Raw genomic sequence first — 24313 nt, 5'->3', positions numbered from 1 at the left:
GTTATCGCAGATGTGGTGTGCTTCATCTACTGTAAAAGCAAAGTAATAAAGAGAAATGACGAGCGCGTCACTTCTCTTTTCGTTGTTATTGCATTTTTTGTTTTTTTCGATAGTAATAGTAAAGATATAGCCCAAGACCGGCAATCAATATTAAAGCACCTAGCAATAAATAGTTATATAATGATGTGGCGGTAGCTGGTAATATTTCACCTGTAGTCACTATCTGATTATCTTGATTTAAATCCTTGTCATCTGAGATTTTCTCTACGTCTGTTTCTTGATCAGCTGGTGGAGAGTCATTATCTTTTAAGTCATCCTCAAGGTTATTAAGTTCCGTTTCTAGCGCTTGTAAACGGGTTAATAGTTCCGTTATTGATTGATCGAGGTTGTCAATATCGGCATGTAGTTGATCAATATCATGTTCTAAATCCGTTATTAGTTGACGTAAGTGAGTGGTAGGATAACCTTGCTTTTCAAGTTGTTCTAATCTTTCAATTAATTTCCTAATCTGATCGTCTAAATCCTCAATAACCGCTTCCAGATTATCAACAAAAACACCATAAGTCGAAAAACCAGGAACCGTTAACGTGATGATACCTGTCTCAGGGTTTCGTTTGCCACCACGCCGTTCCCATCTATTTGATGCTTGATCTTGATAAAAAATCGAAGCAAAATCAAGGTCCTGATCATAAGCTAATTCAAGGATAAATGCCCCTCGATAGTCTTGATCACCATCAGGAAAAACAAGGTCTACGGTTACCACATCCCCAGCTTTTTTTAGTGGTCTATTTTGCTTAGAAATCGCATCAATTAAATCTTCAATTAATGTAACACGAATCTTAGTACCGCGTGGTAAATCTTCAGGCATTTTAATCGAAATATCTCGATCACGTACAATAACCTTTTGGTTAGCCAAAACAGAAACCGTTTTATTAGCATCGATGACGATTTCTTTCGGTTGTTGTTCTTGGTCTTCGGTCGCTTCTACCAAAGTGAGCACACCAAAAACTGACGGATCTTGGAACGCTTGACCTGTCGTATCATTCCATGTTGCAATGCTTTGACGCGCACCATCCTTAGCATCATTTATTTGCAGATCAAAACCGATCGATTGCTTGACTTCAGGATTAATCGTTCTGAATGGAATCTTCATTTCAACCGTATAGCTATTTCCCTCTCGATCAACACGGGTTGCAGATTCAAATCCTTCACTAATGTGGGTTGGGCTAAACGATGTTTCATTATCAAAGTTTACCCGATATTGACCATCATCCTCTTGATAAAAAGTGGTCTTATGATTATTTTCATCAATAAATACTTCAACCGAATCTTGCTCCCAAGGATGATCACTTGACTTGTCGAATTCAACACCATTGACCTCGAATAATACATATAAATGATCTTGATCCCACAACACCCGAGCGACTCCAGTTGCCCCCTGCCATGCCATTTGATAACGATTGACCGCTAATGGCGGAGCATCCTCCCATATTGGATCGATCTCACCGTCGATAATCGGTGTTCCATAGATTGCTTTACCTTGGTTTGCCTCCGTTTCTTCTACTTCATAAGATTCGATAAATGTATCCGGGTCGATAATCGCATAATAAGCTGGTTTGGCTTGTAAATCTCCGTCAAACACCAGTGGAGTCTGTTCCGATCTCCAACTTGATCCATCATTCAATCCCCAAAACGTCACACGCGAAATATGATTAGCATACTGCTTATAAATTTGAAACAAACGCGCATATAAATAAGCCTGTGCATTTGCTTGTTCATCTGTTAAGACATGATCATTACCTGCCATAATATCAAGTTCGGTCACCCCTATTTCAACCCCAAGTGAAATAAATTTTTCAATAGAGAGGCGAACATTTGCAGGATTTGTATTTAAATTGTAATGTCCTTGCATACCAATACCGTCAATAAGACGATCACCATGATGTGATGCTGCATAATTTTCATTGATTTCTTTAACCATTTGATAAATCGCTTCTGCTTTGTTTTGGTTGTCATCATTATAATCATTGTAGTAAAGCTTAATATCCCAGCCGTTTTCATCGATTACCCTTTTGGCGATAAGAAAAGCTTGTTCAACGTAATCATCACCAATCGCATGGTACCAACCAGATCTTCGTAAAGCCGCACGCCAATCTGAGGGGTTGGACGGATTATCCAGCATGGCTTCATTGACGACATCCCAAGACATTGCGTGTTCCCCGTAATTGATTAATACGTTTTCAATATGTCGTTCCAAGTTGGCCAATGCTTCGGATCGGCTTAATGGTTGACCATCTTGATCTGAATGGAGCCATTCTGGTGATTGTTGATGCCAAACCAGCACATGGCCGTGGAGCAGTAAGTCTTGCTCTACTATTTGTTCAACGAGCTGATTAGAACTTTGAAAATCAAATGCCCTATCGGCATTGTAAGCATAATCCGGTTTCATTACATTTTCAGCAGTGACTAATTGATGATGCATCGTCAAAAGCTCGAGTCTCGACCCTTGTAAATCATTAGCTGATACCGCATTGCCAATTAAAAAGTCATCCTTATAAACGTCTTTAATCGGTGTCAGATCTCTTTCAATATCAATATTCTCCGTGTCAGACCGTTCAATGGTTATATCATCAATGTAAAAAGAGGCTGTACGATGCTCCGAACTTTCGATATAAATGGCGACATACTCATCGGCAGCGCTATTGTAGCGATAACTTCCTTCTAATTGAACCCAACCATCTGACGACTGGATCGTTTTACTATGAATCGTGTGATAGCTAGCCTGATTATCACTTCCGATCTGGGTAGATAATTGAAGTTGTGCATTAGCAGGGCTATCTAGCTTCACCCAGACGGATATATCATATTGGTGTCCAATATCAATATAAGGTTCTATTCGTAAAGCTGGTCCATGCCAATTCTCGGTTCTTTCAGTCACTTTTAATGCGTAACGACCGTCTGGTGTATAGTTTTCTTCATCCGTTACCGTAAGTACTTCTGTATCTCCACGTCTTTCAAAGCCACCAGATGTTTGATCTTCAAAGTCTATAATCGTAAAGTCTTGAGCAGGAGGACGTTGATCTACTCTATCGTCATTATCTGTTGATGACTGTTCAACGACAATATGTCCAATATAAAATGGAACATCAGCCGCTGTCGTGTTAGATTGGATGCGCACAGCAGTGTCTTGGCTACGATCGACTGTATATTGACCCGTTAATGTAAAGCTATAACCTGCCCTTAAGTCTGCTCCAGCAATCCAGTCATAACTATTAATCGCTTGCAGATAAACTTGTGAGTCATCGCTAACTTTCTCATCTTCATCGATAAATCCTAACACCGTTATCGTATATGTGTCACCGTCTTCCATGCCAGCATCGGTAAACTTAATATCAAAACCATCCCAATTATTGAGTCTATCACTAACATAAACAGCTTGATCATTATCGTTACCTTCAAATGCTTTACTCACGACTTCTAAGCTAGCGTCTCCAGCTTGCTCAATAACACCTAAACCATTTGCAAAAGTCTCTTGATAGATGATACTTGGTTGCTCAGCAGTTGTTTGTTCCATTGCTTTGATCAGCTCAAGTCTAAAATTTAAAAAAGGAGTTAGCAATAACAAACAAACAATAAAGTTAATGAATCCTTTTCCTCGACCACTTTTCACTCGAATTATCCTCCTCAATGATTAGATCAGATCAATAAAGCTAACACGCCGACCTCCTCACTCACTGTATTTCAATTACACCTACCATTTTATAAAGCGCTTACATAAAAAGGAACCCCAAGTATTATATATCAACCCTTACAAACTATAACCATTTACAAATGATAGACTTAAAAAGTATAGGCGTGGCATGATTGACACCTATAAAGTCTGAAAGCTACATATACAACCGTGCTTTTCTTCCAAAAATGATCGCTCACCTTCAATAATCACACAGCGAGTAGGAGAGATTGGGACAAAAGCGTCATTAGAAAGGTAAAATCCGAACATAAATATCTGAGAACAGATGACGCTTCGGAAAAATACTTCGCTTTCCGTGGGCACGGCTTCAGCTAACTGTGTGAAGAAAAACGCTTCACACAGTGGATCTTCAGCTCGTGCTATTCCCACAGGAGTCTTCGTATTTTTCCTGCGCTTTGTCCAGATTGTTCAGATTTTCATTACTTCTGTTTAGTTTTGTCCCAGCCTTGACCTCTCACACCACCGTACGTACAGATCCGTATACAGCGGTTCAATTTCATACTAAGCATGTACTTTGTTGTAATGTTCTACACAAGAGATTAGGACGAATTTGGCTAATCTCTTATTCGTAAGTATCCAAGAGTAAGCTGTACGGGTTCCCCCTTTACTTGTATGGCTTGGGATTCCTTCAGATTCCACGTCGCCTTGGACACCCTTGCCTTTAGCTATGTACTTACCGCTACTAGGTCGTACTCGGGACTTTCACCCGTTAGCGTTCGCCCAGCATGGGCGAACAAAAAAAGCGAATGACCATTGATTTGATCATTCACCTCAAATTCTATCCATGTATATTTACTTTTACGTCAGTAGCTACTCCGGTTAAATTCAAGCCATTTAAGCAATGAAGTCGTCAAAATCAGCCACTCACGATCGGTTATTTTCGATTTCTGCCATGCTTTCAATATATGTTTTATTTAATGCTTGTGAGGCTAGACGGTCTGCTTCTTGGTTCAATTTTCTTCCAATGACGTCATAACTAGGCTTTAAATGGCATTGTTCAAGCCGTGCCTCGATTCGATCGATCCACTGATTTAAAACAGGATCTAGGCATGGCCATTCACCTAACAGCTGATTAATTACTACTTTAGCATCACCGCGTATCGTTATATCCTGGTGATGAATCGACATGCTTTCTAATTCACGAATGGCTAATTCTAATGCAGCATACTCGGCTTCATTGTTTGATGTTAATTCACGCACACGTGCATTCTTTCGTAAGCGAAAGCATTTATTATTCTCGTAATAATAAATCACTATGCCAAGCCCAGACATGCCATTTGTATGATCAAAACCACCATCAAAATAAAGGGTGACATCATGAGGATCTTGCTTAAACTTTTCCAAGTATTGCTTTATCTCTTTCAACGTTAAGGTCGTATCATATGGATCTTCAAAATGCAGTGCCTTCACTCGACCTGTTTTGATGAAATCTTCAGCAATGATAATCGCTTCAGAGATGGACAGTTGCTGTGATTGAAAAAGCGTTTCAACATGATTAGGTGTCTGATAATTAACATGTAAAGTTACCTTCAAGTTACTTCTCCTCCACATTTCGTTGAGTGAATCAGGACATGAGCGTCCGTTACCTCCCGCCTTAATAGATCATCACTGCTTCCCTTTGTGCCAGGCGGTTTACCGACGGTTATCTGTGATAAAATCAACAATCCCTTGAGCAGAAATGTTCAAGTCAAGCCGAATATAGTCAAAAACAGTTGGGTCACTAATATCCGATTCCACTTCAACTCTGTTAAATAAAGCCTCAGCAATCGCTTCTGTCTGGTCTTCAACAGATCGCTCTGGATGTGCTTTAATAATTGTTTCACTTATTCTTAAATACCGATTTAACCATTGCGATAATTGATGATAGACATGATCGGGATAATCTGATTTACCATAATGGCCAAAATAGATGGCATCAACATTTAATTCGCGAATCCGTTTCATAGAGGCCAACATCGCATTAGGGTCAAATTGATTCGGTGAGGTTGATGGCAAAATAAGCTCAGTTCCATTTGTCATTGATATCGGATAACGAATCCCTAATGTATCACCTGTGAAAATAGCATTACTTTTACTATCATGGATTGAAAAGTGATGTTTGGCATGTCCTGGCGTATCATAAAAAGTTAAGGTCCGATCGTTACTAATTTCCAAGCGGTCTAGGTCAGCTTTCGCGATTAAATGGTCTGATGGGACCGGTACAATTGGATCAAATAACTGGTCAAATTGATCACCATACACGGCTTTTGCCCCTTGAATTAATTTCGATGGGTCATTCAAATGTCGTTTACCACGTGGATGAACAATGACTTTAGCATTGGGACAAGATTCAAGTAACAAGCCGACACCACCGGCATGATCGAGATGAATATGTGTCACAATAATATAACTAATATCTGCTGGATCAATATTTAAATCGTTAAGTCCTGCTAGTAAATAAGGAATCGAAGGACTGGCACTGGTTTCAATTAGTGTTAGCTTTTCAGCGTGTAATATGTATGAGCCTGTTCGTTCCGGTAAATTTAAATCATTTAAATCGATGATACTGATATCTGGTTGATTCGTCATGATAAACCTCCATCTATTCTTTTAATTAATAGCTTAGCAAATCCATTTTAGAAATGTAAAGGATATCCTTATTTATTTTCCACTTGATTCTTATTCCCTAGTTTAGTTTCTCCATAACCTATTTTTTTATTTTTTAGGAAAAAAGCTAGACGATTTTCAACGAATAAAATGGTAAGCTATTAGCCTGTTAGGGGAGATAATTATGAAAAAAACGGTGATTCTTCTTTTAGTGGCACTTTTCTTAACCGGTTGTGTTTCAAAGGAATCAAGAGCATTTATTCGAGATAAAGAACAAAAAGAGATAATTAGTGATGAGATTGTTCGCCAAGGTCAAGAAACCTTTCACTTGGAAATTGAACCCAATATAAAGAAAATGAAATTTGATTGGGATTCAGGCTTGCCGATGCTTAATGATCAACGCATCGCTGTTCCGGTGACAACAGTCGGTAAACCTGAATTTAGTTTTACTGCTTATGTGTATATTGATGGAAATCCTCGAGAAATTAAGGGAATTAGTCTCGATTACGGAAGAAACGGGTTAGATTATTTAGGTGATTTTCTTATTCAACATATTTATAGTGAAAAGTACCAGCCAGCATTAGAGCAGCTTAAAGCATTTGACCCAAATGTCTCAGTTGAAACAATCTCGATTCGTGCCATTACATCTTATCACCATCAATACAAACAAGAGCAAATTGCATTGTATCGCGTCCTATCAGCTGATTATAATCAAGGAAAGTTTAATAATCCGGCATATTATGATCAATTATTAGCTACTTATCTACCAAAAACAAATGCTTCTGATGAGCCTTACTATCCACGGATAAGCTTAGATGTCGAACAACCCTATGGTAATGACTTTAATATGGAAGAGAAAGTTGCTGACATAATTAACTGTATTCGAACAAGTGACGACATGCCACATGCAGAATATACCATTTCAGCTACCGATCAAAACGATGAGCGTATCTACGAGTTTTTTACAAAAACAGATTAAAAAAAGAAGCCGGAGATCTCTCCCGCTTCTTCATTCTTATTGTACCTTAATTATATTCCATTGCTGATTAAAGCCATGATTTAAATCCCATTGGACGATATTGCCACCATCTTGTACAGAACGATTGTGTGCATCCAAAGCCTTGCCACTAAATCGATTGACTAATGTATAATAACCATCACTGGTTCTTTCAATGGTCCATTGCTGATTCGTTCCACCTAAATGACTCCACTGAACAATATTTCCACCATTTGCTGTATTCCAATCAAACACTTCAAGTGCATGATTACTATTTCGATTAATAAGCTCATAGTACCCTGCATTATTTCTAACCACTCGCCACCGCTGACAAGGATGGAAATTACGTTGCCATTGTTGAACATTATCACCTGGATTTGTTCCAGCATTAACGACTTCTAATAATTTACCGCTATTTCGATTAACAAGCTCATAACTTGCTTGACTATCAAACTGAATCGGATTGGCTAACCTTGTATTATTTGTATTGGTATTGCCACTTCCGCCTTCTATGCTTACTGCCGTACCGTGGGTATCAATTTGATTATCTCTAATCGTATTATTATTTGATCCACCTGTTAATCGAATGCCAGGATTACTAAAGTTAGCAAACGTCTCTATTTTATTTCCGCGAATTTGATTGCCACTGCCTGGAGCTAAACGAATGATAGATTCAATATTTAAATTCGGGTCCAGTTGCTGAATAACATTATCCGTTAATGTATTGTTATCCGACTGAATCAACACACCGTGAATCCTAGAGTTGATGACCGTATTTTTTGATATTGTATTATGTTGAGCACCGGTCAGAACAAAAATACCACGCGGATAATTTTCAATTACATTATACTCAACGGTATTATAGGCACCATCATTTGGAATACGGATGCCACCGTAGCTATCACTTTGTTGTACAGTATTAATCACTTGATTATAGGTAACGGTGGTGCGTGTAGCACGGGATAAGTTAATCCCACTCCCACCAGTTGAATTGGTAATCCGATTACCCGTAATCAAGTTATCATGGACATCACCAACCGGATGATTCTCACTACCAAATGCGATTCCGTGTCCACTTGATTGATCAATAATACTATCCCTAACGGTTGAGTTCTTTAGGCGACGCAACAATAAGCCAATCGTTACATCTCGCACTTCAATCTGCTCTAAAGTTAAATGACTTACGTCTGCATCAATATTCATACCACCTATTTGACCCAATCCTTGGTTTGCTCGATTATTGCGATCACCATCAATCGTCAGGTTTGAAACTGTCGCATTTAAGCGATTCGAACCCCTTGGCAAAATAGGATTACCGACTACATAATTATTGCTTGTGCCTACCTTTTTTAAAACGGTTTGTCCAATGCCATCACCAACGAGATTGACACCCGCATGAAAACGAACAGCCTCATTAATTGCATACGTTCCAGCCGGAATATAAACCGTTCCTTCCACACCACGATCATAAAAATGTCGCATTGCTGCATGTAATGCTTCTGTTTGCGAAGCTTGAACGCCTGGTGTCATACCAAAATCTCTTGCATTAACGACTTCTTGTGCATGAAGATCTACCGTTTTACCGTTAAAAACCATCAGAATAACGAGAACACTTAACACCACCATCACCTTAATACGTTTACTTCGTTGCATTTACCTTTCCTCCTATTCATTTGAATTTAACAATCCCCTCCAAAAATAAGCGCTTACAAAGATAGAAGTTAGAAAAGGAAATATTAAATATATTCCACACATTGTCTAATACTTCCTTTATTTTTCTGAGAAAATGGTTAACGAAACCCTACTAGGAGACACTAATGTGGCGTAAGACTTAAACGAGAAAATTGGCAAACAACATGATCGATTTATTGGTAAAAAAGGAAGAAGTCACATTTCAATATTGGAACATATTAAAAATATTAATAACTATAATAGCAACGATTAAACCGTTAAAAATCCGCTCGTTAAAGTGACTTAACAGTTTTATAAAACAATAGCTAGTCTAGCTATTTTTCGTTACAATATAAGAAAAGTGTTAATTGAAATGTGTGGTGAAGATCGTGTTAAAAATCTTATTAATCGAAGATGATTTTACTTTATGTCAAGAAATTAAAGAGCGCTTATCGACTTGGAATTATGATGTACACACCGTTGAGGACTTCAATCAAGTCATGGAGCGTTTTACCGATGTCAATCCAGACCTTGTTATTATCGATATCCAATTACCACAATTTGATGGGTTTCATTGGTGCCGGATGATCCGCTCGCACTCTAAAGTGCCGATCATCTTCCTATCGTCACGCGATCACCCCACGGATATGGTGATGTCGATGCAGCTTGGCGCAGATGATTACATCCAAAAACCTTTTCATTTTGATGTGTTAATTGCAAAAATCCAAGCAATATTGCGACGTGTTTATAATTATAATGCAGAAACGAATCATATGAAAACATGGCATGGGGCTACGATTGACTTTGAAAGAAATACCATTGAAACTAATGAACACTCAATAGAGTTAACGAAAAACGAAGCGTTTATCTTACACGCCTTACTTAGTAAAAAAAATAAAATTGTAAGTCGGGATCAATTAATAGAAATGTTATGGAAAGATAGTCGATTTATTAGTGATAATACGCTAACAGTAAATGTTAATCGATTAAGATATAAACTTGAATCGATTGCGCTTGATCGATTTATTGAAACAAAAGTAGGGCAGGGTTATATGGCTTTAGGCGAGGAGAATGATTGTGTTTAGAACCTATTTACTAGAACGAAGCAGTTGGATCACATTTATTATCGGATTACAATTTCTTAGTATATTAATCGCTTCGATTGATCCGACACTTTCTTTAGAAGGTATCCTATATGTTGTTTTATTATCATTCATTTTTTTAGTCATATTTATCATTGTCCGTTATCAACGAGAAACCCGTTTTTATAAAAAGTTAAAAGATGGCATCGATGCCCATCATCCCGTTACCCCTTTTCAATCGATTGTTACAGATTACTTAACGACTATTTCAAATCAATATGAACAACATTTATCAACAAATCACATTGAAATCGAACAAGAAAAAGATCAATTATTAGCATGGATTCATGAAGTAAAGACACCTTTAACTGCCCTTCAGCTCGTTATTGATCGTGTTAATGATCGATCAGTGAAACAGAGCTTACATTATGAGTGGTTGCGCCTACACTTATTGCTTGACCAACAGCTACATCTTAGGCGCATGCCTGCTATTGAAAATGATTTGTACATTGAAACCGTTGATCTATCTCCCCTTTTAATAGAAGAAATTAAACCACTCTATACATGGTGTCAGCAAAAAAAGATTGGGTTTGATTTAGACCTCAGCGATTCAGAAGTTATTAGTGATGGGAAATGGCTAGCCTTTATTATCCGGCAAATCGTTATAAATGCGATAAAATATAGTGATAATTCCACAATTGAAATCAAATTGTATCAAGAAGATCAGCATAAGAAGCTCTCCATTCAAGATTACGGTCAAGGAATTGCTTCACAAGATTTACCAAGGATCTTTGATAAAGGCTTTACTTCAACATCAACCCACTCTAACCAAGCCTCAACAGGCATGGGGCTATACTTAGCTAGAAAAGTTGCTTCCTCGCTCCACATAACGATTGATGTGAACGCAACGTTGGATGTAGGAACGAATTTTACGCTAACCTTCCCTAACCGAAATGCGTTTCTGGAGCTATCAAGCATGTGACAAAGATGTCACATGCTTTGTCGTTTTTGTTAGCCAATTCAAACGCATGACTTTCAATAAAAGCTTATACTTTAGTTATTATCACATAGAGGAGTGCAGTAAATTGACAATACTAAAAGCAGAAAAGATCCATAAATCCTATGGAAATAAATTTAATAGACAAGAGGTATTGAAAGGAATAGATCTAGCCATAGAAGAGGGTGAATTCGTTAGTATTATGGGCGCATCTGGCTCAGGAAAAACAACCCTATTAAATGTGCTCTCATCAATAGACAAATTGACAAGTGGTGCATTACAAATCGAAGATCAAGATATGACAAAACTAAAAGAAAAACAACTTGCCATATTTCGCAAACAACATCTCGGCTTTATTTTTCAAGATTATCATTTACTTGATACCTTAACCGTGAAAGAAAATATTCTTTTACCTTTATCAATTGCTGGTCTTTCTAAAAAACAAGCACAAGAAAAATTTGATACACTAGCAAGTCAGCTTGGTTTAAAGGAAATTGCTAACCATTATCCTAACCAAATTTCGGGCGGACAAAAACAGCGTACATCAGCAGCACGCGCCTTCATTCATCAACCTTCTATTATATTTGCAGATGAGCCGACTGGCGCTCTTGATTCAAAGGCCGCAGCTGATTTACTAAACCTATTAAGTGAACTCAATCAACAGCGTAAAGCAACGATTGTCATGGTCACACATGATATGACAGCAGCTAGCTTTTCAAAACGCGTTATCTTTATTAAAGATGGGCAAGTTTATACTCAATTAAATAAAGGCGATCAAAATCGGCAAAGGTTCTATCAAGATATTATGAAGACGCAAGCTGTATTAAGTGGGGTGCCCCATGAGTATTAATCGTTTAATCATTCAGAATTTGAAACAAAATGTTAAAAACTACTATTTATACGTTCTTGCCTTAATATTTAGTGTGGCGCTTTATTTTTCTTTTGTGACATTGCAATATGATCCTTCTATGGATCAAGTAAGTGGATCGATAAAAGGAGAAGCAGGCATTCGGTCAGCTTCCGTTCTCTTGTTTATCATCGTAGCTGTCTTTTTATTATATGCTAACCGTATTTTTATTAAGCGACGTAGTCAAGAAATTGGCCTGTTTCAACTTATTGGGATGAATAAAAAAGAGATCTTTCGAATTTTAACAATTGAAAACAGCATCTTATATTTTAGTTCACTGGCTTTTGGGATAGGCATTGGCTTTATCTCATCTAAGCTGATTATGATGATTTTATTTAAAATTACCGGAGTGGATGACATGGCTTCCCTCCACTTTTCAGCCGAAGCTTTACAACAAACCTTAATCATTTTTTGCATTATCTTTGTATGTATTTGCTTTACCAACTATTTATTTATTCTAAAGAACACGATTCTCCAATTGTTTACCGTATTAAAATCTACAGAACACCGAGTTAAACGCTTTGCTTGGTTGGAAGTGATCATTGGACTATTAGGTTTGCTTAGTATTGGATCCGGTTATTACGTTTCACAACGCCTGTTTGATGGGGATTTTGCAGGTCTGAACCATTTGTTTTTGGCGATGATTTTTATTTTAGCTTCAGTAATTATTGGAACGTATTTCTTTTTCAAGGGAACGGTTAGCTTTATCCTTAATATAATGCGGAAACAACGAAATGGTTATTTAACGATCAATCATGTGTTAAGCCTATCATCACTTATGTTTCGCATGAAATCAAACGCCTTGTTATTAACGATCGTAACCACCGTATCCGCCTTATCGATCGGTTTACTATCACTCAGTTACATTACTTATTATTCAGCTGAACAAATGGCACTGCAAAATGTAGCTGGCGATTTTTCATTTACGACTGAACAAACAGTTGATCTATTTACTCATACTTTGGAAGAAGCTAATATTCCCTTTAATCGAATACAGCGAGATGTTATATATGTAGAAGCGGATGTGGAGAATATTGCAGAAACCGAATTTATTCAACAAAACATCGATGAAATGCCTTTGAACTTACCTGTGATATCAGCAGATCAAGTTGAGGATATTGATATAGCTGAAGGTGAGACCCGTTTTGCTGGTGCAAGTGTGCTAATGGAAACGATGCTAACCCTTAAGGATGATGGAGTTATCTCTTGGGTAACACCTGATGCAACAATAGACCAACATTATACAGGACGAGAAAATAAAGCAATTCTTTCCTATTTATTAACGAATGGTGGCTTACCAGTAGGTATAGTTAATCAAAGCACTTTTGAACAATTACAAGTTCATCAAGATGAGGCTTTACAGGTTGATTATAATGTTTTTTTTGCTGTAAATATTACGGATCGATCACAACTTGACGATGCTAATACGCTTTTCAACCATTTAATTGATGATTTCGAAGCTGAATCTGATCCATTATCCCGTGTCGACATGAGTCAAGGGCAAAAAGAAAGCATGGGACTAGCCATGTTTATTGTTGGCTTTTTAGGCTTAACCTTTCTCATAACATCTGGTTGTATTTTGTACTTTAAGCAGATGGACGAGAGCGAAGATGAGAAGTCAAACTATACGATTTTAAGAAAAATCGGCTATACCAAACATGACTTGATTAAAGGAATCCAAATAAAACAAATCGTTAATTTCGGTATTCCGCTTATCCTTGGATTATCGCATAGTTACTTTGCAGTTAAATCAGGCTGGTTTTTCTTTGGGACAGAGCTTTGGACACCAATGTTAATCGTAATGGTGATCTATACGGTTCTCTATTCAGGCTTTGGTTTGTTATCTGTTAACTACTATAAAGAAGTGATTAATAAATCTTTATAAGATAAAAAGCTTTCGGTTTCTTATACCGAAAGCTTTTTTCATTTAACGGAACGTTGTATTTTTCACTTTCCATTGCTCTAATTTGATAAATAACCAAAAACCATAAATACCTACAGTAATTAAAGTAAGCAACCACCATTTAATCCAATGACCGAATAATCCTACTGCTGTACCATTAAATTGGAGTCGCTTTCCTTCTACTACTGTATGGTTAATTTTCCAACGATAGCGCATGACCAAAGACCATGGATAACAAATACCAAATGTTAACACCGTTACGATTGTCCCTAGAATAACCCAGCCAACATATTCAAAAAGACCTCCATCAAAATATGACTTTTCCACTCTTATCCCTCCTTTAATGTAATCGTATGTTTAGCTCGAGTGATTCCATTAAATGGCGAATCTGAGTATGTTGTAAATGATAAGATAATGTCATAAGATCAAAATCATCAAAATAATCAATCGCACAATTTATTGTCACCAACTCTTTACTTATTTTAGCTAATTTTTCCCCTTCAAGCAATTTCTTTTTGTAGCGATTGTATTTTGAATCAAGCTCCAATAAGGTTTTATATAATTGATCAATAGATTGATAGTCTTGAATAAGAGGTAAGGCTGACTTGGCCCCAACACCAGGTACACCCGGAATATTATCACTAGCATCACCTAATAGGGCTTTAACTTCAATCCACTGATAAGGCTCAATCCCGTACTCTTCTTGAAAATGTTTGTAAGTATAGACGGTTTCCACTCGCTTCTGTGCAATCACTTGTGACGTTTGGCTGTTTAACAATTGCAATAAATCTTTATCATTACTATAAATTAAGCATTGATGATCGGTTTCAGTAGACCATTTATATGCTAATGAACCAATGACATCATCTGCTTCATGTGGAGGGAGTGTTAACTGTGCAACACCTAATTGGTTTAAAACATCAATAAGTGTTTCATACTGTTGGATCAGTGGCTCAGGCAATTCATTTCGACTCGCTTTATAAAAATCATATTTTTTCCGGCGATCCGTTTCTTCCCGTTTCACATCCCAAGCAATCGCTAAATGTGTCGTTTGATGCTGATTAATTAAATTGAATAATTTTTGCATAAATACACGTAATGCGTTAGTATACAAACCATGTGAATTCCGCGATAGTTGATCTGCTGTCTTATTGTACGCTGTTGCAAAGTAGCCACGGCTTAATAAATTAAAGCCGTCAATAACTAATAATTTGTTGTTCTCCATCACCTAACACCTCGTCTATTATGTTTATGATTCCTTTTCAGACTCGTCCTTTTACTCACTTTTCTGAATGATAGTCTGGATCAAACGCAACTTCAATCAGCAAGCGATTTATCAGGGCTATCTGTGATAAAGCTATTAAGTTTCACTGCTGTGATTTTCCGAGGGGTCCGGCCTGTTCATAATCCTATCTCGTTGCAGTTGCTTAGCACTGAGGCTATCCCCACAGACTTTCTTACAATGTATCTTTTTATTATTCAGGTTTCAGTATATCATTTTTAGGTGTGCCGCGGTGAGTTTATCATTTAATGATAACTCAACTTTCGCACACTGAACATAGTCATTCAACCTTCTCATACGTTTAGCACGTTATGTCGTTCCGAAAAGCAAAGGATTCGCTTTTCGCGGAGATGGCTTCAGCTAACTTGAGTCGTAAAGATCACGCCTCAAGTGGATCTTCAGCTCACCCTATTCCCGCAGAAGTCTCACCCCTTGCTTATCTCCACTTAGACAGGTGGTTCATACGGAATGCGTAAACCCAACCGCACGAAATTAAGCGAAGAAGATGTGACACACCTAGAATAAGAAGTTTCTTATTCTGCGATGTCTTCGGTGTAAATCTAACGCCCACAGATTGACATGTCGCTTGATGAGCTTGAACGAAAACCATTAATTAATTAGCTGTTTCAATTTTGCAGGTGAGATAGGTGTAGAATTGCGTGAGAGTAACTCAAGCCACGCTCACGGGTAGGGAGACACTGCGTTTACCAAGATGTCTCCCTTGTGCTTGGGAGAGTGAAAGCGGAACATAGCTCACATGTGCGTCTAAAACAAATACAAATAACCAATTAAAAAACTATCAAGCAGTTTATTAGCTTGATAGTTTTTCGTGCATGATAATTATTAACCTTTCGTTGCACCTGATGCAAGTCCAGAAATTAAATATTTTTGTAAGAACAAATATACCGTTGCTATTGGTACTGCAATCAGGATCGCCCCTGCAGCAAATCGCGTGAAGTTGTTAGAGAACTGATCATTAACAAAATTAAACAAACCAAGTGCTAATGTATAATTCTCTGGACTTCTTAATACAATACGTGGCAGGATAAAATCCATAAACGGGTGCATAAAGTTAAATAGAGCAACCACCGATAAGATCGGTTTAGCTAATGGTAACAGGATCTGAAAGAATATTCTAAAATGCCCTGCACCATCCATCTTTGCTGATTCATCCAATTCTTGCGGCAATGTATCAAAGTAACCCTTAACCAAAAAGGCGTTCATCGGAATATTGTTACCAATATAAATAATAATCAACCCTAACAAACTATCTAATAAACCAATCGTGTTAAGTAAGATATAGAGTGCCACCATCGCCATTAACACTGGAAACATTTGCAGTAGGAGGAAAGCATATAATCCATATTTTCTTCCTCTAAATCGATAACGTGAAAAGGCATAAGCAGTAAAACTGACTAGTAATGTCCCGATCAACGATACAGATAAAGCAACCACTAAAGTATTTTGATACCATAATAAATAGTTACTTCTTGGACTTGTAAACAGCCATTCATAATGTACAAATGACCAATTTTCAGGAATGATCGATGCACCATATAAATTGGAGCTTGGATTTAAAGATATACCGAACGCCCATAATAACGGGTAAAAGATAATGACAAACATAACGGCAATAATTAAGTACATGGCTGCAATTTCTAATCTGTTCTTTGTTTTTCTACCCATAGGTTGTCTTTTAGCCATTAGTAAGTCCCCTCCTCTTTAAAGGAACGCGAACGACGGAATTGGAAAAATGCAAACGTCGCAACGATCAATCCTAAAATTATTGATATGGCAGCAGCCATACTATATTGTGAATTCGTAAAAGTTAAATTGTAAATCCAAGAAATTAAAATATCGGTTCCACCCGCCGTTTGACCACGGACAGCCGGTCCCCCTTCATTGAAGAGGTAAATAATATTAAAGTTATTAAAGTTGAATGTAAATTGAGTAATTAATAATGGACCTGTTGCAAACATGAGGTGTGGAAACGTAATGTTTCTAAATTTCTGCCAACGTGTTGCTCCATCCATATCAGCTGCTTCATACCAATCACCCGATATTCCTTGCAGTACACCAGTAAAAAGGGCATAAATATATGGGAAACCTAACCAGACTTGAATCATAATAAGGGCAATCCTCGTCCAAGTGGGATCGGTTAGCCAAGGGATCGAATTATTAAATAGTGGCTGAATAATATCATTATTTATCGCACCAAAATTATCATTAAATAACGCTGAGAAAATGATGATGGTTACAAATCCTGGTACCGCCCATGGTAAAATAAATACGGTTCGAATAAGCTTTTTACCTTTAAGTCGCTTGTCGTTGGTTAGAACAGCTAAGAACATCGCTAATCCAATTGATAGCGTCGTCGCCATGAACGTCCAAATTAACGTCCATGACAATACACTCATAAAAGTCGTACGCCATTCACTAATCGTAAATAGATTAACGAAATTTTGGAATCCTACCCAATCTAATAGACTTCTTGGCGGAGCATTATATAAGGTGTAATTCGTAAATGCTAAAAATGCCATAAATAATAACGGAAACAATACCACAAATATTAGAAAAATTAAACCTGGACCGACAAGCAAGTATGGAAAACCTGCATCCCAAGCATTTCTAAAGCCTTCAAGAACGCCTGTTACTCTCCAGCCATTCTTAATTTTAATCGCATCACGTTTAGCATCTTGAATGTTAATAAAATAAAAAACTAAGAAGAATGTAAAGAAGATTAGTGATAATATCCCTTCACTTAAAAAGATTCTTGAATCATCGGCACGCTCTACTTCTCCTAATGTAATTAAACCTTGAAGACCTGATGACATAAAGTCATACATAACAATCACAAAAGCAGCAAATAAAATGAAGATCGTTGCACCTTTAATATAGCGTTTATTGTAAATTTGACCTAGACCTGGAATAATGGATAGCAGCATAGCAAATGTGGGGTTATGATTAGAGCCATCTGATCTTTTATGATTATTATTCATCTCTTGACTGTCTTTAGTAGCCATAATAGCCTTTCCCTCCTTCTTTAGAAAAACTCGACTTAACACCAAGTTTTTTTGGGTGAAACTTGTCATTAATACAAAAACAAAAAATCACTCTTTTAGTATTAGCAACAATTATTTCCACCCATAACACTGACATCATCTCACATATCACACGATGGTTTTATCTATACTAAGACTTAAACAGCAGTTACCAAGCACTAATATCTGAACGCTTTATTGTCTAATCTCTAGTGCGTTACTGCGCTTGTTCCGTCAATTGATATTCTTATAAAACGAATCTTCAATCAGTGGGGGTTTTCGTTCACACATGTAAAAGCGCATGCTTTCTTAGTAAATGTACTAGCTTTTCTTATACTTCGTCTTATTAAATTCAACCTCAACACTTAACATTGTTTAGTTAAGATTAACACTTCGATAATAGTAAAAATAGAGGGGATTGAGAAGATAAATTATCTCTCAATCCCTTCTCCAAAAACATTTATTGGCCCATTATCGCAATTTCATCTTCAATGATTTGGACCATCTCATCCAATACCTCTTGAATATCATCACCTTGAGCAATGAAATTCAACGCATCTTCCATCGGTTCCCAAACTTTAGACATTTCAGGGATATTTGGCATTGGGTGTGCTGATAGCGTTTGCTCGAAGATCGGTTCCATTAATTCATCTTCAATTTCAACTTCTGTGTGTGCAGGTAATTCTCCCGCCACTTCATAATAAGTAGTTGAATTTTCTTGATTGGTCAAGAATAAAGCCAACTCAGTTGCCCAGTATTGATGATCAGTATAATAGTTGACTAACCAGCCTTTATTTCCTGAGAACGAATTTAATCTTTCACCATCAACTGTTGGTAATGGTGCAATTTCTAAACTATCACCTAAGGCATCACGATAATCTGGTATCGCCCATGGCCCGTTAATGACTAATCCAACTTGACCATCCATAAATAAACCGTTCATAACATCTAAATCAATACCTTGAGGAATTAACCCTTCTTCAAACCATGAAGCTATTGTTTCTGCACTTTCAACTGTTTCTGGTGCATTTAAACCGATATCTGTTGTATCATATATACCGTTAGCATCTTGTGCAAAAATGTAACCGCCATTACCTGTTAAGAACGGGTAAGTGAAGTAAAGGTCGTATGCATTCATTAAAAATCCATATTGATTACCTTCTGTCAAATCACGAGCAATCTCCATGACTTCATCCATTGTTTCTGGAATATCAGATACTAAATCCGTATTAACAAACATTCCATATGTTTCTACTACAGCAGGGATACCATATTGAATCCCTTCATAGCTAAAAGATTGTAAAGCTTCTTCATTATATTCAGCTAATCTTTCCTGTTGTTCTTCGGTAAACTCCAGTTCTGCTGCTACACCTTGTAAGTGAATATCACCCATCCGGTCATGTGGCTGAAAAAAGAGATCTGGACCTTGACCAGATGGTCCGTCTAAGCCAATCCCATCTAATTGATCTAACATGTTGTATGGTGTAATATTAACCGCTATATCATACTCTGCTTCAAAGCGTTCTGCAATTTCTTCATAAGCATCTAATTGTTGCTCTTCATCATTAACCCACATAGATAGTGATTCAGGCTTTTCTGGAATGTCGCCATTCCCAGTCTCTGCCGTTTCTTCTGTCGTATCATCTGCTGGTGCATTAGATTCTTCTGTTTCACCATCTCCACCACACGCAACTAAAAATATAGATAAAACTAACATAAGCACTGCTGTGAACCAAAAAGATTTACTTTTTAACATTCTTTGTTTCCCCCTCTAAATGAGTGTTTGAAATAAACTTACAATCATTGCAACAATAATAAGTTCGAAAGCGCTCTTATAAATCGCTTTCATTTAACAATTAAATAATAGCTTGGCAGCTTAAACGAAACACTATCATTCAATTGCTTAAATGAATCGTCAATGATTGTAATAACTGTGCTCGCTCCTCATGCGTTCAAAAATGCGAAATCGCTTGCACCGTATTTCGATTCTATTATACTACTGAACCATTTCAATTGACAACCCTTTTTAAGAAAAAAATCATATTTTTTGAAAACGCTTAAACTATTGTTGCGTTAGCATTTAATGATTTAGCTTCTGAGCTGTTTCTTCCAATGAAATGACTTCATTAGATAATAATTCTTGTCTTTGTGTTTGTGTTTCAATAATTCTCGTTACATCTACGCTTTTTTCTTGTAAAACGCTTGCGCTATTAACAAGTTCAGTTACTGAATTCACCACTTCTTCGATCGCACGATTAATTTGTTTGATTGACTCATTAATATCTTGATGTTCACATGTTATCTTAGAATTATCGTCTGAGATTCTTTTAAATAAATGAGCAGATTCTGCTGTCTTCTCTAACGATTCCATACTATGTGATTTAAACTGTTGAAAGGCACGGACAACCTGTTCAACTTCTTGGCTCAACTCCACCAATACATCTTTTGTTTGCTTTGAGAAATCATTGGTTCCCTGCGACAGTTTTCTAATTTCATCAGCAACCACCGCAAAACTTTTACCCTCTTGACCAGCCTTTGCAGCTTCAATTGATGCATTAATCGCCAATAAATTCGTTTGATCCGCAATCTCATCAATACCTTTAATAAACGAAGTAATGTGCTCTAAATATTCTTCAATTACGGATATTCTTTCAGCTGTACTAGACGTTTGATTATTCAAGGAAGTCATTGATGACTCCAGATTATCCATAAGGTCCAAACCATGGTTAGACACATGTTCAAGCTCTCCCAATTGCTCGCTCATATAACCAATAGAAGTTTGGATTTCTTCTGAACTTGCAGAAACTTCTTCTGTTGTAGCTGAAATTGTCCCAGTAAAATCCGTTTGCCTTTCCATTTCAACTGAAAATTGCTCCATCATATCCTCAATTTCCCTCATACCTTTAAATTGCTCGAAAGACTTCTCTGAAGCTGATTGGACAACATTGAGAACATCTTTACTGATCTGTCTATTTTTTATTAAAACACTTTGAAGTTGATCACCCATGTTCGCCAATCGACTGTCAATCTCAGCAAATTCATCCTGCCTCTTTATCTTTATATCATGGTGATAGGACAAATCGCCATCATGGTACGCTTTAATGCGTTTCATAACAAGCCCTACACCACTATTTAAATTTTTCGCAAAAAATATTAAGCTTATCAGTGGAACCATAATAAGGACAGCCAAAGCTAACATAATAACAAACTCAGAACTGGACAAAGACTGTTGTAGTGCATCTGAGACATTATCTCTTTGATCTGCCAAACTGGTTTGAATCCGTTCGTTAACCGAGTTAATCGATTCTTCATTTCTTGTAATAACAGGTACGACACGTGAACGCACACGCTCTGCTTCATCACCAACGAATACTGCTGTAAAGTTTTGTTCATAAATATTTTGATACGTTGTTATTGCATCGTCAAGATGTTGGAAATAGTGATATAGTTGATCATCTTCATTAACCCCTGAAGATAATATATTAAATATTTCCCTTGCATCAGCTAACGATTGTTCTACTTGGTCAATTTGATCTTGATTATAACCAGATGTCGCTAACTGATAATAAATAATACTTGTCTGGTTCAAATGATTGACCAACTCAGAGAAATCTTGTTGTAAGCTTGCCGTTTCTTCTAGAGTTGTACTCTGTTCAGATACGTTCGAACTATATGCATAGATAAATCCGGCAGCGATTATACATGTTAACATAATCACACCAATCAAACCATATAACTTACGAATTAACCCCTTCCCTGTATTCGCTTTCATTTTGTTAAATTTTCTTAGTTTCACCTCTGTCACTTCCCTTCATATCCTAGCTGCTTTCTAATCAACGTAGATAGTGGATTAATTAGTGCAATCGCTTTCGTTCAATTGTTAGTTTACCACGCCCGGCCATTTTTATCTAGTTCTATTAGACGGGATTAGCCCTTCAGGGTAAATGGTAATGACCATCTATTTACGTCGATCAATTATTCTGGATTGTACGGTTAGAGGTGAATCTTACACAATAATATGAGTTATTCCCCCCTTTTGTTCAATTAAAAAAATATTACAAAATAACTAATTTTATTTTGTAAATTAATTTAACTAACTTATGATACAAGTATAATTTATTTTTAAATCATTGCCAATATTAAAATCTTCTTGCAAATATTCATAATCCTAAACTCTTTTTTACAAATTAGTCTTGATCATATTATAAAAGGAAGCTAACCCGTGTCAGCTTCCTTTTATAATTCTCGTATGATTTTCATTTAGTTAATCATTAAAATGATCGGTAACCGCACCTATCGAAGAACAAGAAACATTATGTGCGTACTTACCTAATACACCTTTTTGATGAAGACGTGGTGGGGTCCACTGTTTAAAGCGCATTTCTATTTCATGATCATCGAGATCAACTGAAATATCTTGAAGATCAGAATCAATCGTTACCTCATCACCTTCTTGTAAAATTGCAATTGGCCCTTTATCTTGAGCTTCTGGAGCAATATGGCCCACAACAAGACCGTGGGTACCGCCTGAAAAACGACCATCAGTTAATAACGCAACCTTCTCTCCTAATCCTTTACCCACTAAAATAGCAGAAATCGATAGCATTTCCGGCATACCAGGGCCACCCTTAGGACCTACACCTCGAATCACAAGAACGTCACCTTCGTTAATTTTATTATCCATTACGGCTTGAGTTGCTTCACGTTCATTGTCAAAGACACGTGCTGGACCCGTATGACGCTTTACTTTGACACCTGATACTTTTGCAACCGCGCCCCTTGGTGCTAAGTTACCTTTTAAAATAACAAGAGGTCCTGTCTCTCGATAAGGTTGATCAAACGGGCGAATGATTTGCCCATTATCAGTTAAGTCTGGTGCATCAGCTAGATTTTCTGCCACGGTTTTACCTGTAACTGTTAAGCAATCTCCATGTAAATAACCATGTTCTAATAAGCGCTTCATTACAGCAGAAACACCACCGACTTTATACAAATCCTCCATGACATATTTACCACTCGGTTTTAAATCAGCTAAATGTGGTACTTTCTTTTGTAAGCGGTCAAAGTCATCAATCGTTAGATCGACTTCAGCAGCATGAGCAATCGCTAATAAATGTAAAACAGCATTCGTTGAACCACCGAGTGCCATGACCACCGTAATCGCATTTTCAAAAGCTTTTTTAGTCATAATATCTTTCGGATAGATGCCTTTTTCTAACAAGTGATAAACCGCTTCACCAGCTCGTTCAACATCTTGATATTTATCTTTTGATTCTGCCGGATTAGAGGAACTTCCAGGTAAACTCATCCCCATGGCTTCTACAGCTGAAGCCATTGTATTTGCTGTATACATGCCTCCACAAGATCCGGCACCAGGGCATGCCGCACATTCAATACCATGGAGATCTTCACGGGAAATATCTCCATTGTTATACTTTCCTACCCCTTCAAAGACAGAAACAATGTCAAGCTTCTCTCCATTACGATAGCCAGGGGCAATAGTCCCTCCATAAACAAATACAGATGGCACTTCGGAACGGGAAATGGCAATCATACAACCAGGTATATTTTTATCACAGCCACCAATGGCGACATATCCATCCAAATTCTCCGCACCTACTACCGTCTCTATCGAGTCAGCAATTACGTCTCGACTTGGTAATGAATAGCGCATGCCATCCGTTCCCATCGATATCCCATCAGATACTGTTATCGTATTAAAAATCAAGGGAACACCACCGGCAGTTTTAGCACCATCACGTGCTTTTTCTGCTAATCCATGTAAATGAATATTACAAGGGGTGACCTCACTCCATGTACTAGCAATCCCAATCATTGGTTTTGTAAAACCCTCATCTGTTAACCCAACCGCTCGAAGCATAGCACGATTGGGTGCTCTTTTTTCATCATCAAACACCTTACTTTTAATACGTAGATCTTTAGACATTAGCTTCCCTCCATTCTTTCTTCACTATATCGATAATTCTACATGATTTCAATATTTTTGCTAAATTCAGAAAGTTTTCGTCATACAGGCTAAAATAAAGCGGACCTTCAATCGATGGGCGTTGAGTGGATCAGGATATTAGCGTCCGT

General features: G+C 37.3%; 16 protein-coding genes. 5 read left to right on the top strand and 11 right to left on the bottom strand.

All coding sequences use genetic code 11. The features are described from left to right. Positions 1–85: 85 nt before the first annotated feature. From JOE23_RS02380 to JOE23_RS02370, 3 genes are all read right to left on the bottom strand, one after another. Positions 86–3670 (bottom strand): endo-1,4-beta-xylanase, encoded by a 3585-nt coding sequence (locus JOE23_RS02380; protein ID WP_204435685.1) that lies wholly within the window; start codon positions 3668–3670, stop codon positions 86–88. Between the two features lie 945 nt (positions 3671–4615). After that, complete coding sequence (locus tag JOE23_RS02375) at positions 4616–5284, bottom strand: reverse transcriptase-like protein (RefSeq protein ID WP_204435684.1); 669 nt, start codon at positions 5282–5284, stop codon at positions 4616–4618. Positions 5285–5383: 99 nt separating this feature from the next. Continuing rightward, positions 5384–6319, bottom strand: a complete 936-nt coding sequence (locus JOE23_RS02370; RefSeq protein WP_204435683.1) for an MBL fold metallo-hydrolase — start codon at positions 6317–6319, stop codon at positions 5384–5386. A 202-nt stretch (positions 6320–6521) separates the two neighbouring features. Between JOE23_RS02370 and JOE23_RS02365 the strand changes: the two genes are divergently transcribed. Next, the gene (locus JOE23_RS02365; protein WP_204435682.1) at positions 6522–7316 is read left to right on the top strand and encodes a putative periplasmic lipoprotein; all 795 of its coding nucleotides are present in this window, start codon (positions 6522–6524) and stop codon (positions 7314–7316) included. A gap of 36 nt (positions 7317–7352) precedes the next feature. On the opposite strand, the gene JOE23_RS02360 is transcribed toward JOE23_RS02365, so the two are convergent. Further along, positions 7353–8987 (bottom strand): RICIN domain-containing protein, encoded by a 1635-nt coding sequence (locus JOE23_RS02360; protein ID WP_204435681.1) that lies wholly within the window; start codon positions 8985–8987, stop codon positions 7353–7355. A gap of 407 nt (positions 8988–9394) precedes the next feature. On the opposite strand from JOE23_RS02360, the gene JOE23_RS02355 reads away from it, so the two are divergent. From JOE23_RS02355 to JOE23_RS02340, 4 genes are all read left to right on the top strand, one after another. Further along, entirely contained in the window at positions 9395–10090 is a 696-nt protein-coding gene (locus tag JOE23_RS02355) for a response regulator (RefSeq protein ID WP_204435680.1), read from the top strand. Then, positions 10083–11069 carry an ATP-binding protein gene (locus tag JOE23_RS02350; RefSeq protein ID WP_204435679.1) on the top strand — a complete coding sequence of 329 codons (987 nt, stop codon included), beginning with the start codon at positions 10083–10085 and terminating at the stop codon, positions 11067–11069. Before JOE23_RS02355 ends, JOE23_RS02350 begins: the two co-directional genes overlap by 8 nt. A 103-nt stretch (positions 11070–11172) precedes the next feature. Beyond that, positions 11173–11934, top strand: a complete 762-nt coding sequence (locus JOE23_RS02345; protein WP_204435678.1) for an ABC transporter ATP-binding protein — start codon at positions 11173–11175, stop codon at positions 11932–11934. Further along, a complete protein-coding gene (locus JOE23_RS02340) occupies positions 11924–13876 on the top strand; it encodes an FtsX-like permease family protein (RefSeq protein WP_204435677.1) in 1953 nt (650 codons plus the stop codon). Before JOE23_RS02345 ends, JOE23_RS02340 begins: the two co-directional genes overlap by 11 nt. 42 nt (positions 13877–13918) lie before the next feature. On the opposite strand, the gene JOE23_RS02335 is transcribed toward JOE23_RS02340, so the two are convergent. The 7 genes from JOE23_RS02335 to ilvD form a co-directional block, all read right to left on the bottom strand. After that, a complete protein-coding gene (locus tag JOE23_RS02335) occupies positions 13919–14239 on the bottom strand; it encodes a YjgN family protein (protein WP_204435826.1) in 321 nt (106 codons plus the stop codon). After that, the gene (locus JOE23_RS02330) at positions 14235–15119 is read right to left on the bottom strand and encodes a 5'-3' exonuclease (protein WP_204435676.1); all 885 of its coding nucleotides are present in this window, start codon (positions 15117–15119) and stop codon (positions 14235–14237) included. Before JOE23_RS02330 ends, JOE23_RS02335 begins: the two co-directional genes overlap by 5 nt. Positions 15120–16019: 900 nt before the next feature. Next, positions 16020–16862 carry a sugar ABC transporter permease gene (locus tag JOE23_RS02325; RefSeq protein ID WP_204435825.1) on the bottom strand — a complete coding sequence of 281 codons (843 nt, stop codon included), beginning with the start codon at positions 16860–16862 and terminating at the stop codon, positions 16020–16022. Between the two features lie 17 nt (positions 16863–16879). Further along, complete coding sequence (locus JOE23_RS02320) at positions 16880–18199, bottom strand: sugar ABC transporter permease (RefSeq protein ID WP_275581437.1); 1320 nt, start codon at positions 18197–18199, stop codon at positions 16880–16882. A 478-nt stretch (positions 18200–18677) separates the two neighbouring features. Continuing rightward, positions 18678–19973 (bottom strand): sugar ABC transporter substrate-binding protein, encoded by a 1296-nt coding sequence (locus JOE23_RS02315; protein ID WP_204435675.1) that lies wholly within the window; start codon positions 19971–19973, stop codon positions 18678–18680. A 324-nt stretch (positions 19974–20297) separates the two neighbouring features. Continuing rightward, positions 20298–22013, bottom strand: coding sequence for a methyl-accepting chemotaxis protein (locus tag JOE23_RS02310; RefSeq protein WP_338021878.1), 1716 nt, complete (start codon positions 22011–22013; stop codon positions 20298–20300). A gap of 468 nt (positions 22014–22481) precedes the next feature. After that, positions 22482–24164: a dihydroxy-acid dehydratase gene (gene ilvD, locus JOE23_RS02305; RefSeq protein ID WP_204435673.1), complete on the bottom strand. Its 1683-nt coding sequence runs from the start codon at positions 24162–24164 to the stop codon at positions 22482–22484. Between the last annotated feature and the right edge of the window lie 149 nt (positions 24165–24313).

The sequence above is a fragment of the Amphibacillus cookii genome, from assembly GCF_016908375.1.
Taxonomy (GTDB): Bacteria; Bacillota; Bacilli; order Bacillales; family Amphibacillaceae; genus Amphibacillus_C; species Amphibacillus_C cookii.
This window is presented reverse-complemented; position numbering and strand designations above follow the sequence as displayed.